Raw genomic sequence first — 14,980 nt, forward strand, 5'->3', positions numbered from 1 at the left:
GTGACCGGTCACAATCCTGGCATGAATGTGACCGGTCACACAAGGCGCTCGGTGAGTATCAGGGATGTCGCGACCGCGGCCGGGGTCTCGTACCAGACCGTCTCCCGGGTGATCAACGACCATCCCAGCGTCAAGCCGTCCACCCGGGAGCGGGTGCTCTCCGCCATCGACGAACTGGGGTTCAGGCGCAACTCCACCGCGCTCGCCCTCGCCAGCGGACGCAGCCGCGCCGTGACCGTGCTCACCTCCAACACCACGCACTACGGCTACGCCTCGGTCCTCCAGGGCATCGAGGAGGCGGCACGGGCGGCCTCCTACACCGTGGGGATCGGCGTACTCGAATCAGCCGACGGGGCCGACGAGGCAGCCGTCGCCGCGCAGGTGCAGCGGTCGGCGGACGCCGGCGGCGGTCTGATCGTGATCGCCTACGATCCGGCCGGTGTACGGGCCCTGGGCGCGGTGCCCGCCGATCTGCCGGTCGTCGGCGTGGTGGAGACCCCGGCGAGCCCGCCCGGCGACGACCGCCCCTGGGTGTGGGCCGACGACCGCGAGGCCGCCTACAAGGCGACCCGCCATCTGCTCGCCCTCGGCCACGAGACCGTGCACTACGTCGCCATCCCGTCCAGCACCCGGCGCACCAGTGCCCGTACCACCGGCTGGCAGCAGGCACTCAAGGAGGCTGGAGCGCCTAAGCCCCGCCCGCTGCAAGGGAGTTGGGGACCTGCGGGCGGCCACGCGGCGGGCCTCGAACTCGCAGGGAACCCTGACGTCACCGCGATTCTGTGCGGCAACGACGACCTCGCGCTCGGGGTCATCCGCGCCCTCCACGAGACGGGCCGGGCAATCCCCGGCGACGTCAGCGTGGCCGGGTTCGACGACGCCCCGCACTCCGCCTATCTCACCCCGTCGCTGACGACCGTACGCCTGGACTTCACCGGTCTCGGCCGGTCCGCGTTCGCCCTGCTGCACGGCGTGCTGGAGGAGTCCGCGCAGATCGCCCCGCACCCCGTCTCCGTACCGGAACTGATCGTGCGGGAGAGCTCGGGACCGCCGCCCGAACGCGGGTGAACCGGCCCCGCTCCCCCTGTCCTGCTGCACCCGAACTGCCCGCTCCCACCTCCTCAGTTGGACCGCTTTCCGATCCGCCGACCTGAGCCCGTTCGCGAAAGGCACACCATGAAGAGAAGAGCCCTGCCTGCGCTGGCCTTCATATGCGCCGCCGCTCTGTCCGCCACCGCGTGCAGTGACCCCACCGCCGACGGCTCCGGTTCCTCCTCCGACTCGGGCGGAAAGCAGACGAGGGTCGACCCGACCGCCCGACTGGACGGCGTGAAGCTGACCATGTGGACCGCACAGAACACCGTCAACGCGCCGAAGCAGGTCATCGACGCCTTCGAGAAGGCCACCGGCGCCGAGGTCGAGGCACAGGCCATCCCCGACCCGTACGAGCAGAACGTGCCGACCAAGCTCGCCTCCGGCGACAAGCCGGACCTGATGTTCTGGCAGCCGTCCATCTCGACGCTGCCGTTCATCCAGCCGAGGCAGAACCTCCTCCCTCTCGACGGGGAGGAGTGGGAGTCCAGGCTCGGCGACACCGAGAGGTCGCTCGGCGTGATCGACGGCAAGCGGTACGCGGCGATCGTCACCAGCCCCTCCATGCTCGGCGTCTACTACAACAAGGACGTCTTCAAGAAGGCCGGACTCACCGAGAAGGACTTCCCCAAGTCGTACGACGAACTGCTGGCACTGGGCAGCACCGTCACGGACAGGACCGACGCGGCCGGCTTCTACGAGGCGGGCGGCGACAAGTGGCCGCTGCAGTGGCAGACGCAGGTCCAGCTCACCGACCTCGACAAGCAGTGGTGGGCCGACCTCAACCAGAACAAGGAGAAGTGGACCGACCCGGTCGTCGTCGGCGCCATCAAGAAGTACAAGGAGAAGCTGCTCGACGCCGGGCTCGCGCAGAAGAACTACAGGACCGGCACCTTCACCGGGCAGGCCGACTCCCTCTGGAAGGGTGAGTCCGGCATGGTCCTCAACGTCACCTCCTTCCAGAGCCAGTTGCAGGCCAAGTACTCCACAGCCGAGATCGACAAGAGGATCGGCTGGTTCCCGATCGCCAACTCCTCCGCGACCGGGATGTACTCCCCCGACCAGACCAACGGCGTGGTCGCGTTCAGGACCGGTGACGAGAAGCGGCAGAACGCCGCCCGTCAGTTCATGGCCTTCTGGCTCGGGCCGGACTACCCCGACTACATCCAGGCGATGAAGATCCCCTCCGTGCAGCCGTCCGTGCCGACCCCCGACGGCCTTCCCCAGGCGTCGAAGGACCAGGTCGCCGCGCTGCCCACGGCCATCGGCGTCTTCCAGGCCAAGGCGATCGTCGCGCCGGACACCCACCTGTACCTCGCCGACATGCTCTACGGGAAGAAGAGCCCGCAGCAGGTCGCGCAGGCGATCCAGGACCAGTTCGCGCAGGTGGCCAAAGCCCAGGCCGCGCCCGGCTTCTAGATCGGCTTCTGGCCCGACCGACCCGACCGGCAAGGACCTTCCGATGGCGGACACGGCCATACGCACGCGTACGCAGAAACCGTCGCCCGCCAAGAGCCGGGCGGGAAAGGTGGGGCGGCTGCCCCGCGCCGCCGTCCACCACCCCTGGTGGTTCGCGCTCCCCGCGATCGCCGTCTTCGCGGCCTTCTTCCTGGTGCCGAACCTGCTCAACTTCTACTACCCGTTCACCAATTGGTCCTCGTACCACCCGGACATCGCCTTCACCGGCCTCGACAACTTCAAGACCATCGCCGACGACGGATCCCTGCTGCGGGCCATCCGTACGACCCTGGTGTACGCCCTGCTGGCGGCGGTCTTCCAGAACGGCTTCGGGCTTGTGCTGGCGCTGCTGCTGGAGTCGGACTCCCGGTTCAACCGGTTCTTCCGCGCCGTCTTCTTCCTGCCGGTGCTCATCTCGGCACTCGCCACCGGTTACGTCTTCCAGGCGCTGCTGAACCAGGACGGCGCCGTGAACGGACTCCTCGGCACCGACATCCCCTGGCTCGGCTCGACGACGTGGACGCTGGTCCTGGTCACCGTCATCCACGGCTGGAAGTGGATGGGCCTGTCCATGCTGATCTATCTCGCCGGCCTCAAGGGCATCCCCGGCGAGATGCTGGAGGCCGCGAAGTGCGACGGCGCCGGGCCGTGGCGGACCTTCTGGTCGGTGCGCTGGCCGATGCTGGCGCCCGCCCTCACCTTCAACGTCACCACGGCGCTGATCGGTTCGATGAACACCTTCGACATCGTGCAGGCCACGACGGGCGGCGGGCCCGCGGCCTCCACCGAGGTCTTCAACATCTACATGTTCCGCATCTTCGGACAGGGCCTGTACGCCCAGGCCTCCGCGATGAGCCTCGTCCTCTTCCTGGTCGTCGTCGCCGTCGCGATCCCCCTCGTCATCGGACTGCGCCGAAGGGAGCAACTCCTGTGAGCACCACCGCGATTCCCGCATCCGCTGTGCGTCCCGCGCCCGCCGTGCACCCCGCCTGGCGTTACGGCCGTCCGGTCATCGTCCTGCTGATCGCCGGGCTCGCCGTCGGCGTACCGCTGTGGCTGGTCGCCGTCACCTCCGCCAAGCCGCAGGCCGAAGCGATCACGCCCAACCTGGACCTGCCGCACCAGTGGCAGCCGGGCAGCAACTACGAGGACGCCGTCGGCCAGGGCGAGATGCTGCGCGGCTTCCTCAACTCCCTGCTCGTCGTGGTGCCTTCGGTCGCTCTCGTGCTGATCCTGGGGGCAGGTGCCGCGTGGGTCTTCGCGCGTCGCAGGTCGAAGCTGGTCTCGGCGGCGTACGCGCTCTGCATCAGCGGACTGCTGCTGCCACCCGCCGTCATCACCATCGTCATGGAACTGCGGCAGCTGGGTCTCGCGGGCACCCGGCCCGGAATGATCGCCGTCTACACCGGGATGTACCTCTCCACGTCGATCTTCTTCATGACGGGCTTCATCCGGGCCATCCCCGTGGAGCTGGAGGAGGCCGCGCGGATGGACGGCGCGACGCCGCTGCGGATCTTCCGGCAGATCATCCTGCCGCTGCTCAGGCCGGTCATCGCCACCGCGACGATCATGGTGATGCTCTACGCCTGGAGCGACATCTTCTACGCCTTCTTCGTCCTCGGCGGCGGAGAGAAGGCGACCCTGCCGCTCAACCTCTACAAGGTCGCCAGCGCCCAGCTCTACCTCAACAACTGGCATCTCGTCTTCGCGTACGTCGTGGTGATGAGCCTGCCCATGGTCGCCATCTTCCTGGTGGCCCAGCGAAAGATCGTGTCCGGAATCACCAGTGGAGCCGTCAAATGACTGGAGGTCCAACAGCGTGAGCACCCCCACCCGTTCGAGATCCCGCACCAGGTCCCGTACCAGAACCGCCCTTGTCACAGCCGCACTTGGAGTCACCGCCATGGCAGGCACCCTCCCCGCGGCGGGAACCGCGACCGCCGCCGCCGACCCGCAGCGCGTCACCGTCGACCTGGCCGCCTCCGAGGGCCCGGTGATGCATGGCGCCAACGGCACCCTGTACGGGCTCAGCGACGACGGCGTGCCCAGCGACGCCGCACTGGCACCCTTGAAGATCACCAGCGTCTCCCAGAAGCCGGAGGGCGGCGCCCAGCATCCCAACGGCGACGCGCTCACCGTCTCCAAGTCGTTCTTCCGCAACGGCGGCGGCGAGATCCTGGTGATGATGCAGGACATCTACTCCAAGTGGCCGTACGAAGACCTCGGCATCGACGACTACCTGCCCAAGGTCGACAAGATCGTGAAGGAGGTCTCGGCCGACCCGAACAGCGACCGTTTCGTCTACATCCCCTTCAACGAGCCCGACCAGATCTGGTACAACCTCGGCACCTCCAACCAGGCGCAGTACGAGATCAACCGCGACCGGTTCTTCAAGGACTGGAAGACGGTGTACCAGCGGATCCGCGCGATCGACCCCGACGCCAGGATCGCCGGCCCGAACGAATCCGGCTACCACACACGCCTGTTGACCGACTTCCTCACCTTCGCCAAGCGGGAGAACGTTCTCCCCCAGATCATGACCTGGCACGAGCTGGACTCCAGCTCACTGCGCAACTTCCAGGGCAACTACGACAGTTACCGCGCGATCGAGGAGAACCTCGGCATCCCGCCGCTGAAGATCAACATCGACGAGTACGCCAACCGCCGCGATCTGTCCGTTCCGGGCCAACTCGCGCAGTGGGTCTCGATGTTCGAGCGGAACAAGGTGTACGCCAACCAGGCCTACTGGGACGCGGCAGGCAACCTCGACGGCAACGTGGTGCGTTCCAACATCCCCAACGGCGGCTGGTGGTTCTTCCGTTGGTACGCCGGGCTGACCGGCGACACCGTCATGGTGACCCCGCCTCAGGCAAACACCGTCGACACGCTGCAGGGTCTGGCCTCGTACGACAAGAAGCGGCGCCAGGCGCAGGTCCTGCTCGGCGGCTCGGCCGGTGACTCCGACGTCGTCGTCCAGAACGTCTCCCGGTCCGTCTTCGGCCGCACGGTCACCGCGACCGTCGCCGAGTCCGCCTGGTCGGGGTACGAGGGCCAGCACGCGGCGCCGCGTGTCCTCGCACGGACGAAGGTCAAGGTCGCGGCCGACGGTTCGGTGACCGTCCCGCTGCGCGGCATGCACAAGATGTCCGCCTACCGGATCGCCCTCACCCCCGGCGGCTCGGGCACCCCGTCCACCGCTTCCGTCCCGTGGGCCGCTTCGTACGAGGCCGAGGACGCGGCCATCACCGGAGGCAAGGTCTACACCCAGGGCACGGTCAGCAACGCCAACGGCTACGCGGCCTCCGGGACGAAGGACGTCGGCTCGCTCAACACGGCCTCCAGCAAGGTCGACTTCACGGTGACGGTGCCCAGAGCCGGCACGTACGACCTGGAGATCCTGTACGGCAACCAGTCCGGGGCACCCGCCACGCAGAAGCTCTCGGTCGACGGCAAGGATCCAGTCACGGTCTCCTACCCCTCGACCGAGAACTGGACCTACCGCGCCAAGAAGCACGTCACCGTCGAACTCCCGGCCGGCCAACACGTGCTGACGCTGGCCAAGGGCGACGCCGAGGTCACCCTCGACCGCATCGACCTCACCGCCCGTACCACCGCCGCGCCTTCCGCGTCGTACGAGGCCACGCTGGCGGACATCAGCGGCAGGCCGTCCTACGACTACTCCTCGTCGGCAGGGGTTGGCACAGGCGCCCTGGTCCTGCGCTCCGGTGACAAGGCGGTCTTCGACGCCTACGCCCCGCGCGACGGCTACTACACGGTGGTGTCGCACGCCTCTGCTGCGGTGAAGCTGGAGTTGCACGGTGAAAAGGTGACGGCGGCACCCGGCCAGGCCCTGCGGCTCTACCTCGTGGCGGGCAACAACCGTATCGCGATGACGGCCAAGAACGCCTCCGTCCGCTCCCTCGACGTCTCGGGCGCCGGCTCGACGTCAGGCACCCTCGTCTACGAGGGCGCCTCGGCCACCCTCGCGGGCGGCGCCAAGCTCGTCGACTCCGCCCACGCCTCCGCCGGTTCCTACATCGGCCGGCTCGGCAACAGCCCTTCCAGCACCGCCGAGTTCACGGTGGACGCGCCCAAGTCCGGCCGCTACATGCTCGTCATCCACTACGCGCACAACGACCGTCGCGACAACGGCCACTCCTACAACACCGACATCATGTCCCGTACGGCGGACATCACGGTGGGCACCGCCGCCCCCCGGAAGGCCACCTTCAAGAACACCTGGAGCTGGGACGACTACTGGACCCTGGGCGTCCCCGTCGACCTCAAGAAGGGCTCCAACAAGGTCACGTTCGGGAACGCGAGCGCGTGGGCTCCCAACATCGACCGGATCGAACTGGGGCGAGTGATCGGCTAGGACGGGCCTGTCCGGTCGATCATGTAAGTGGTGGTGCCAGGTGAGTCCGTGGTGGCCATCGGAAGAGGTCACGATGATTCAGAGTGGAGGCATGTCTGAATCGTCATTGCCGGGTGGCTTCGTCAATCACGTCGTGCGGGTCGGTGCCACGGTGCGCCGCCCCGCTTCGGCCAGGACAGGGTTCGTCGCCGAACTGCTGAGGTTCCTTGAGGTCCGTGGCTGGCCCGGTGCGCCGCGGTACCTTGGTCTCGACGAGGACGGGCGCGAGATCCTCACCTACCTTGACGGGCACGTGGCCTGGGAACGAGAACAGCCGTCAGCCGTGTGCTCCGAGGCGAGTCTGTTGCTGGTCACCAGGCTCGTGCGGGAGTTCCATGATCTGACGGCGGGCACCGAGCTGGCCGGATCCCAGGAGGTCGTCTGTCACAACGATCTCTCGCCCAGGAACACGGTCTACCGATCAGTAGGCGGCGCCTTGCGCCCGGTGGCGTTCATCGACTGGGACTTGGCGGCCCCGGGCTCACGTATTCACGATGTCGCCCATGTGTGCTGGCAGTACATCGGTCTCGGGCCAGGGGTGAGAGACATCGACGAAAGCGCGCGGCGGTTGCGGCTGGTCGCCGACACCTATGAGCTGGCCGATCGGGATGACCTCGTCGCCACGATCTTGTGGTGGCAGGACAGGTGCTGGCGCGGCATCGAGGCAGCGGCCCAGGCAGGAGACCGGGCGATGATCCGTCTTCGAGACACCGGCGCGGTCACGGAGGTCCGGGCTGCCTGGCAGTGGGTCCTGGACCACCGGGGTGCCCTGGCTCGCGCACTGCGATGACGTGCTTGGTGACGGACATCGTGACTACCGACGACGAGGAGGAGCGGCCCGAAGGGAACCTGCCGCGCACTCGACGCCCGGTCCGCCCTGTAACGCTTTTCGCCCCTCGGCCCAAGAAACAGGTGAAGTGCCTTTGAAGAACTCCGGTGCACCTCCGACGACGAGGAGGATCGCCGGGGAGTCTCCGACGAGAGGGAGTCGCCTGTGGACGGCGCGGAACGGTTACGGGGTGGACCCGCGGCGGCGGCACGTGACCCGCAGCTCTTCGAAGAGTTCTATCGGCGTCATGTGGACGCGGTGACGCGTTTCGTGGCCCGGCGTGTCGACGATCCGCACACCGCGGCCGACCTGACGGCCGAGATCTTCCTCGCCGTCCTCGACTCGGCCCACTCCTACCGGCCGCGCCTCGGCAGCGAGACGGCCTGGCTGTTCGGCATCGCGCGCAACGTCGTGTCGTCGGAGCGGCGCCGCGTCGCGCGGGAGGCCGAACGTGATCTGCGCTTCTCCGGCCGGAGGTTGTTGGAGCCCGACGACATCGTCCGCCTTGAGGACAAGCTCGACGCGCCTACAAGCAGCGCAACAACGTAGAGCGGTGCATCAACCCTCAGAAGCAACATCAAGTCGACGACGCACCTGCCGGACACGTTCTTCGGGGACAATCGCAACGACACCGCTTGGACGTGGATAAAGCAGGTCTACGGCCATCGAGAGGTCCAGCACGTCAACTCCAGCCAGGCCGCAACGGTAACTACCCCGTGGGGCTCACAATGGAGCTTCAACGTATCGGCGGATGAGGGTCGACCGTCTGACTGGAGTCTGATCAGTTCACAGCCCGAGGGCACGCCGAGCACGTCCGGGGAGTTCCGCGAGGTGGGTATCGAATGCCTCCTGGTACGCGGCGCAGACGCGGTCGCCTGCGAATTGATCAGGTTGGGGCGTGTATTGGGAAGGATATCGGCAGTCGGCGCAGGTCTGTCCGGCGTTCTCGAGGATTGCAGCGAATCCGGGGAACAGGACTCCGTCTTGGTTGGCGATGATGTCCTGGTAGTGGTTGTTGTGCTGTGGGGTCGAGCTGAGGCGGTACCAGAGTTTGACGTTCTGGCGTGCCTGGTCGACGGTCTGGGATGTTTCAGGATTGCCGATGGTGAGGCCGTCCTCGACGAAGCGGTAGCGGCGCGTGGTCATGTGGATGGGGCCGTCAATATTTCGGAGAAAGTTGACTACGGGAGTACGTTCGGGAGTGTCGGCCCAGCGGGCGTCGATATTCCACAGTGTTTCTCGATAGGTGCAATAGGTGTTCTGGCGAAGGCTGGGGTCAGCGTAGGCGAAGGTGTTGCAGATTTCGCCCTCGGCCCGGTGCTTGTGGTAGGCCACCGCGTCGTACATCGCGTCGCAGATTTCAGTGAGGATCTGGTTCTGCTCTTCGGTTGGCCAAGCGTCTTCGATGTTGTTGCAGGCGAGGGAGGCGGCGATGAAGAGACGGGCCTGGGCATCGCAGTCACGAATTCGAAACCACTGAGCGGGGCTGTGGGCGATCGCTGCCGTGTAGCGGCTCAGGAGTTCGGCGTTCCCGCGCGGGGAGGATTTTTCAGCGGTGATCAGGATCGAGAAGTAGTACTCGCGGGCCATGGCCTCGTGAACGGAAGTTCCAGCGAAGAGGGTGGCCAGCAGTTCACCGGTGTCATATCCCGCAATGATCGGGGAAGCCAGGGGAGAAATATGTCCGCCTCGGAATTCCGTCACGGTGGAGATTGCCGTGAGACGTGCGAGCGCCAATGTATCGCGCACGGTCCGTGTAGGCGGGAACGATCGTTCGCACATATTCCCAGGCGCAGGCGAGCGCTTCATCGGCCTGCCGGGTGGTGAGGCCTTCAGGTTCGAAGATGCCCCTGAGGTCGCGGGGAAAATGCCAGGTCTCATTGGTCACGGGGGCCTTCCCGAAGACGGATACGACTTTATGGATGGGAACGGACACCACCGAGGATCGGTTCGCCGGTCGCGGATTCGCATACTCCAGTGATTCGGATCCATACGCGTGTGTGCCTGTCTGCCGATGGACCATCGCCGTCCCACCTGTACTTGACGACTCCGCGGTAGTCCTCAGGGCGTGCCCGATGAGGCGAGGTCGGCGGTCGGCGGTCGGCGGTCGGCGGTCGGCGGTCGGACGAATCTGTCCGAGACCACGTTCGTACTGCCCTCCACCGTGGCGGAGGCCGACTACCGGCTGCAGATCTTCACCCCTGGCGGTGAACTCCCGTTCGCCGGGCACCCCACACTTGGGTCCGCGTACGCCTGGCTGGAGAACGGCGGCACACCGCAGCACTCAGACCGCATCGTGCAGGAGTAGCAGGAGTACCTGCGGGACAACCGCCAGGGGCCCCGCCCGCCACGCCGCCGCCTACCAGAGGTAGCCGACGCGGGCCGTCGGCACAAGGGACGCGAGATCTTCTCCGTCACACCCGGCGTACGGCTCTCCCACGGCAACCTCCACCGCCTCCACCGCACGCTGTCCCGTCAGCTGCCGGCGCCGCCCCGCACCCCCTCGGACCGCCTCGGCCGCGCCGCGCAGAACCGGCTCGTTGGGCAGGCAGTGGATCACCTCGGCGGACTCTCCGGTAACGTCAGAATATGAGCCATCCGCATCCTGAACTCAAAGCCGCCCCTCCCCTGCCTGAAGGAGGGCTCAGGGTCGTCGCCCTGGGCGGCCTGGGTGAGATCGGCCGCAACATGACCGTCTTCGAGCATGCCGGCAAGCTGCTCATCGTCGACTGCGGCGTGCTGTTCCCCGAAGAGACCCAGCCCGGCGTGGACGTGATCCTGCCGGACTTCACCTCGATCCGTGACCGCCTGGACGACATCGTGGCCGTGGTACTCACCCATGGCCACGAGGACCACATCGGTGCCGTGCCGTACCTCCTGCGCGAGCGCTCCGACATCCCTGTCGTGGGCTCGAAGCTGACGCTGGCGTTCCTGGAGGCCAAACTCAAGGAGCACGGCATCCGGCCGCGCACGGTACGGGTACGCGAGGGCGACCGGCGCGGCTTCGGCCCCTTCAACTGCGAATTCGTGGCCGTCAACCACTCCATCCCTGACAGCCTCGCGGTCGCGATCCGCACCGGGGCCGGGATGGTGCTGCACACCGGTGACTTCAAGATGGACCAGTTCCCGCTGGACGACCGCATCACCGACCTGCGCGCCTTCGCCCGCCTCGGCGAGGAAGGCGTCGATCTCTTCCTCACCGACTCCACCAACGCCGAGGTCCCCGGCTTCACCACCTCCGAGCGCGAACTGAACCCGGCGATCGAACAGGTGATGCGTACGGCCCCGCGCCGCGTGATCGTCTCCAGCTTCGCCAGCCATGTGCACCGTATCCAGCAGGTATTGGACGCCGCGCACCAGCACGGTCGCAAGGTCGCCTTCGTGGGCCGCTCCATGGTCCGCAACATGGGCATCGCTCGCGACCTCGGGTACCTGAAGGTTCCCAGCGGCCTGGTCGTGAGCACCAAGGAAATGGAGAAGCTGGCCGACCACAAGATCACTCTGGTGTGCACCGGATCCCAGGGCGAGCCGATGGCGGCTCTGTCCCGGATGGCCAACCGCGACCACGTGATCCGCATCGGCAAGGGCGACACCGTCCTGCTCGCCAGTTCCCTGATCCCCGGCAACGAGAACGCCATCTATCGGGTGATCAACGGGCTGACCCGTTGGGGCGCCCATGTCGTCCACAAGGGCAACGCCAAGGTGCACGTCTCCGGGCACGCCAGCGCCGGTGAGCTCGTCTACTGCTACAACATCGTCAAGCCCCGCAACGTCATGCCCGTGCACGGCGAATGGCGCCATCTCCGGGCCAACGCCGACCTCGCCATCCGTACGGGGGTCGATCCCGAGCGGGTGGTCATCGCCGAGGACGGCGTCGTCGTCGACCTTGTCGACGGTCGTGCGTCGATCACCGGCAAGGTGCCCGCGGGCAACGTGTACGTGGACGGCATGGAGGTCGGCGGCGCCACCGAGGCGTCCCTGAAGGACCGCCTCACCCTCGCGGAGGAGGGCGTGGTCACCGTGGTGGCGATCGTCGACGCCGACACGGGCGCCCTTGCCGAGACCCCCGACTTCCTGGCCCGCGGCTTCGTCCACGACGACTCCACCTTCGAACCGGTCATCCCTGTCATCGAGAAGACTCTGGCGACCGCGGCCCAGGAAGGCGTCGGCGACGCACACCAGTTGGAGCAGCTCATCGCCCGCGCCGTGGCGAACTGGGCCTTCCGCACCCACCGCCGCAGGCCTCTCATCATCCCCGTCATCATCGACGCCTGACCGGCCGTCCGTCTCCTCTCCCTGCTCTGCCCTCTCGGCAGGGCAGGGACGGTTCCGCGCCTGCGTCCGTGCCGGCGCAGAGCGACGTTCCAGGCACCGACTTCCGGCACCGACGGTGCCTCAGAAAGGCATACGGATGAGCGCGCGTTTCGAGGAGATCGACTGGCGTCCGACAGCGATGGGCGACATCAGTCTGCGGCGCCGACGCGACCCGTCATCGGGCACCGACGTGTACGAGGTGAAGCTCGGCGACGAGTTCTTGATGTCCAGCCTCTTCACAGCCGGCGAGATCGCGCTCACGGAACTCGGACTGGCGAAACTGCCGGACGCCGAACTCGACGTCGTCGTCGGCGGACTCGGACTCGGGTACACCGCCGCCGCTGCGCTGGACGACCCCCGGGTGCGCTCGCTGGCCGTGATCGAGACGCTCGCCGAGGTCATCGACTGGCATCAGCGGGGCCTGGTCCCGCTCGGCGCCCGGCTGGCCTCGGACCCCCGCTGCCGCCTGGTCCAGGGCGACTTCTTCGCGATGGCGGCCGATTCGCTCGGTCTGGACCCGGAGGAGCCGGGCCGCCGCTTCCACGCCATCCTGCTGGATGTCGACCACTCGCCGCGCCATGTCCTCCACCCGCGCCACGCGGCGCTCTACCAGCCCGCCGGGCTCCGCGCTCTCTCCGAACACCTCCACCCCGACGGGGTCTTCGCCCTGTGGTCGAACGACCCCCCGGACAAGCTCTTCACCTCCGTACTCGCAGAGGTCTTCCCACAAGCAGCGGCCCATGTCGTCGACTTCGACAATCCCCTGCAAGGCGGCACCTCGACCAACACCGTCTACGTGGCCAGGACAGCACCGGGCTCGCCGTAGGCAGACAGTTCGGCTCGTCGCCCGGGGCACGACCTTCGGCGGCTGGAGCCGGCGATACGACCTTGCGCCGCTCGGTCCTTCCGAGACTGAGGTCACGCTCACCTACGACTGGTCGGCGGTGCCCCAGTACATCCGGGATCGCGGCATCCAGTTCCGCCGTTCGAACGGCGTCCGGCGGTCATACTGTCGGCCCCGTTCCCGAGGAGGACTTCTGATGCGCAGCGTGACGTATTCGATGAGCGTCTCGCTCGACGGCTACATCGTCGGGCCGGACGGCAACTTCGACTGGACGGCCCCCGACCCGGAGGTCTTTCGTTTCTGGATCGACGAGATTCGACAGGTCGGCGTCCACCTGCTGGGACGACGGCTGTACGAGACGATGTTGTACTGGGAGACCGCCGACCAGGATCAAACGCTCGACGACGCGGATCGCGAGTGGATCGCGCTCTGGAACCCGCTCCCCAAGGTGGTGTTCTCCACGACGCTGTCGGCTGTGCAGGGCAATGCCCGCCTGGCCTCCGGCGGCCTGGCGGAGGAGATCGAGCGGTTGCGAGCCGAGCCGGGTGAGGGCGACATCGCGATCGGCGGCGCGACTCTCGCCGCCGAGGCGGCGGCGTCGGGCTTGATCGACGAGTACCAGGTCATCGTCTACCCGGTGCTGGTCGGCGGTGGCACTCCGTTCTTTCCCCAGGACGAGCGCCGGGTGGATCTCGAACTCGTCGAGACACGCGCCCTCAGCTCGAAAGTCGTCTACCTCCGTTACCGCGTGGTGCGTTAGCCGGCTCGTCCGAGGCAACAGATGCCGACTGGGGTGCTCCCACCCTGACCATGCGCGGAGACAGCGAGATCAGGGTCCGGATCCGGGTCCGGTCGTGCCGGGCAGTAGATGGTCGCGAATGAACTCCGTCGGGTCTATCTCCTCGTTGGCGCCGTTGTTGCTTGTGTTCTCGCTGATCACGAGCACGATGTCCGCGCTGGGGATCACGTAGATGAACTGCCCGCCGAATCCCCAGGCGAAGTACATCGAGCGTTCGGAGATGGTCTGCAGCCACCAACCCTCGGAGTAGGCGAATACGTCGTCGACCTGGGTGGTCCGGGTTTGGGCCGCCCGCACCGCACCAGGTGGCACGAGTTGTCGGCCACCCCACTTGCCGTCGTGCAGGTACAGCAGGCCGAACTTGGCCATTTCCCGTGACGTCAGATAGACGTTGTATCCGCCGGAGAAGACGCCTTGCGGGTCACGGCCCCAATGCTCGGCCGTGATGCCCATCGGTCCGAACAGGTACTGGTGGGCGAACTGGCAGGTGCTCATGCGGGTGGCCTTCTGCAGCACGGCCGAGACGATGTGCGTATTACCGCTGCTGTAGTTGTACGTCGTGCCAGGGACGGACACGAGATCACGGCCGAGAATCGCCCGGATCCAGTTCGACGTCTCCTCGACCTGGCTCTCGGTCGAATCCTCTGTCCAGTCGAGACCTGACCTCATGGTCAGCATGTGCCGGATGGTGATCTTCTTCTTGTCCGGCGTCGCATTGCCGAAGTACTCCGGCAGGTAGTCGGCCACCGGGTCGTCCAGACTTCCGATGTCGCCCTTCGCTACGGCGATGTGAACCAGCGCCTGCAGGACGCTCTTCGACGCCGAGTGGACGTTGTTGCTCCGCTGTGCGCCACTACCGTGGTAGTACCGCTCGGCCACGAGACGGTCGTGCCGGATGACCAACACGCTCGACAACGACGCGTTGTTCCCGAGCTTGGCCAGCCCCCTGCGCAACTTGGTGGAATCCAGTCCCTGCGCCTCCGGCGCGGTCGACGACCAGTCCTCACCATCGTCCCGGGGATCCGTGTACGTCGGACTGCTCTCGTAGAACGTCCGGCCGTTGCCTGCGATCCGGCCGCAGTCGACGGCCGCCGCCGTAGCGGCAGCCGTTGCTGTCGACTTCGACGACGGCGCCTCGGCGCACCCGGCCAACGCCAGGAGCGACAGCATCGGCACTGCCCAGGCGATCCGCCGCGCTCCACGCCGCCTTCGTCTCATTGGCCTGCCGAT

Annotated in this window: 12 protein-coding genes and 1 pseudogene; 11 read left to right on the plus strand and 2 right to left on the minus strand. The window is 66.9% G+C overall.

The features are described 5' to 3' along the window. From ACH4YP_RS30305 to ACH4YP_RS30335, 7 genes and pseudogenes are all read left to right on the plus strand, one after another. Positions 1-1,068, plus strand: a complete 1,068-nt coding sequence (locus ACH4YP_RS30305) for a LacI family DNA-binding transcriptional regulator (protein WP_398493751.1) — start codon at positions 1-3, stop codon at positions 1,066-1,068. A 108-nt stretch (positions 1,069-1,176) separates the two neighbouring features. Then, positions 1,177-2,511 carry an ABC transporter substrate-binding protein gene (locus ACH4YP_RS30310; RefSeq protein ID WP_398493752.1) on the plus strand — a complete coding sequence of 445 codons (1,335 nt, stop codon included), beginning with the start codon at positions 1,177-1,179 and terminating at the stop codon, positions 2,509-2,511. Between the two features lie 43 nt (positions 2,512-2,554). Further along, on the plus strand, positions 2,555-3,484 hold the full coding sequence (locus ACH4YP_RS30315) for a sugar ABC transporter permease (RefSeq protein ID WP_361050542.1): 930 nt from the start codon (positions 2,555-2,557) through the stop codon (positions 3,482-3,484). A 44-nt stretch (positions 3,485-3,528) separates the two neighbouring features. Beyond that, positions 3,529-4,353 carry a carbohydrate ABC transporter permease gene (locus ACH4YP_RS30320; protein WP_398493828.1) on the plus strand — a complete coding sequence of 275 codons (825 nt, stop codon included), beginning with the start codon at positions 3,529-3,531 and terminating at the stop codon, positions 4,351-4,353. Between the two features lie 100 nt (positions 4,354-4,453). Next, the gene (locus tag ACH4YP_RS30325) at positions 4,454-6,925 is read left to right on the plus strand and encodes a CBM35 domain-containing protein (RefSeq protein ID WP_398493754.1); all 2,472 of its coding nucleotides are present in this window, start codon (positions 4,454-4,456) and stop codon (positions 6,923-6,925) included. A 91-nt stretch (positions 6,926-7,016) separates the two neighbouring features. Further along, the gene (locus ACH4YP_RS30330) at positions 7,017-7,754 is read left to right on the plus strand and encodes a phosphotransferase (RefSeq protein WP_398493756.1); all 738 of its coding nucleotides are present in this window, start codon (positions 7,017-7,019) and stop codon (positions 7,752-7,754) included. Positions 7,755-7,958: 204 nt separating this feature from the next. Next, positions 7,959-8,318: pseudogene (locus ACH4YP_RS30335) on the plus strand (RNA polymerase sigma factor); the annotation flags it as partial. 261 nt (positions 8,319-8,579) lie between these two features. On the opposite strand, the gene ACH4YP_RS30340 reads toward ACH4YP_RS30335, so the two are convergent. After that, entirely contained in the window at positions 8,580-9,542 is a 963-nt protein-coding gene (locus ACH4YP_RS30340) for a hypothetical protein (RefSeq protein WP_398493758.1), read from the minus strand. Positions 9,543-9,861: 319 nt separating this feature from the next. Between ACH4YP_RS30340 and ACH4YP_RS30345 the strand changes: the two genes are divergently transcribed. The 4 genes from ACH4YP_RS30345 (at position 9,862) to ACH4YP_RS30360 (ending at position 13,711) form a co-directional block, all read left to right on the plus strand. Continuing rightward, a complete protein-coding gene (locus tag ACH4YP_RS30345; protein WP_398493760.1) occupies positions 9,862-10,101 on the plus strand; it encodes a PhzF family phenazine biosynthesis protein in 240 nt (79 codons plus the stop codon). A 281-nt stretch (positions 10,102-10,382) separates the two neighbouring features. Next, on the plus strand, positions 10,383-12,068 hold the full coding sequence (locus tag ACH4YP_RS30350; protein ID WP_361050554.1) for a ribonuclease J: 1,686 nt from the start codon (positions 10,383-10,385) through the stop codon (positions 12,066-12,068). Between the two features lie 136 nt (positions 12,069-12,204). After that, the gene (locus ACH4YP_RS30355) at positions 12,205-12,933 is read left to right on the plus strand and encodes a spermidine synthase (protein WP_361050557.1); all 729 of its coding nucleotides are present in this window, start codon (positions 12,205-12,207) and stop codon (positions 12,931-12,933) included. 214 nt (positions 12,934-13,147) lie between these two features. After that, positions 13,148-13,711 carry a dihydrofolate reductase family protein gene (locus ACH4YP_RS30360; RefSeq protein WP_361050560.1) on the plus strand — a complete coding sequence of 188 codons (564 nt, stop codon included), beginning with the start codon at positions 13,148-13,150 and terminating at the stop codon, positions 13,709-13,711. A gap of 69 nt (positions 13,712-13,780) precedes the next feature. Here the strand turns inward: ACH4YP_RS30360 and ACH4YP_RS30365 are convergent, their stop codons facing one another. After that, positions 13,781-14,968: a serine hydrolase domain-containing protein gene (locus tag ACH4YP_RS30365; RefSeq protein ID WP_398493763.1), complete on the minus strand. Its 1,188-nt coding sequence runs from the start codon at positions 14,966-14,968 to the stop codon at positions 13,781-13,783. Positions 14,969-14,980 lie beyond the last annotated feature (12 nt).

The organism is Streptomyces sp. NPDC020747, from assembly GCF_044334695.1.
Classification (GTDB): domain Bacteria; phylum Actinomycetota; class Actinomycetes; order Streptomycetales; family Streptomycetaceae; genus Streptomyces.

What these genes read in the sequence shown, in the direction of transcription:
- ACH4YP_RS30310 (WP_398493752.1), top strand. Translation starts at nt 1,177, where the DNA reads ATGAAGAGAAGAGCCCTGCCTGCGCTGGCCTTCATATGCGCCGCCGCT.
- ACH4YP_RS30315 (WP_361050542.1), top strand. Translation starts at nt 2,555, where the DNA reads ATGGCGGACACGGCCATACGCACGCGTACGCAGAAACCGTCGCCCGCC.
- ACH4YP_RS30325 (WP_398493754.1), top strand. Translation starts at nt 4,454, where the DNA reads ATGGCAGGCACCCTCCCCGCGGCGGGAACCGCGACCGCCGCCGCCGAC.
- ACH4YP_RS30330 (WP_398493756.1), top strand. Translation starts at nt 7,017, where the DNA reads ATGTCTGAATCGTCATTGCCGGGTGGCTTCGTCAATCACGTCGTGCGG.
- ACH4YP_RS30350 (WP_361050554.1), top strand. Translation starts at nt 10,383, where the DNA reads ATGAGCCATCCGCATCCTGAACTCAAAGCCGCCCCTCCCCTGCCTGAA.
- ACH4YP_RS30355 (WP_361050557.1), top strand. Translation starts at nt 12,205, where the DNA reads ATGAGCGCGCGTTTCGAGGAGATCGACTGGCGTCCGACAGCGATGGGC.
- ACH4YP_RS30360 (WP_361050560.1), top strand. Translation starts at nt 13,148, where the DNA reads ATGCGCAGCGTGACGTATTCGATGAGCGTCTCGCTCGACGGCTACATC.
- ACH4YP_RS30365 (WP_398493763.1), bottom strand. Translation starts at nt 14,968, where the DNA reads ATGAGACGAAGGCGGCGTGGAGCGCGGCGGATCGCCTGGGCAGTGCCG.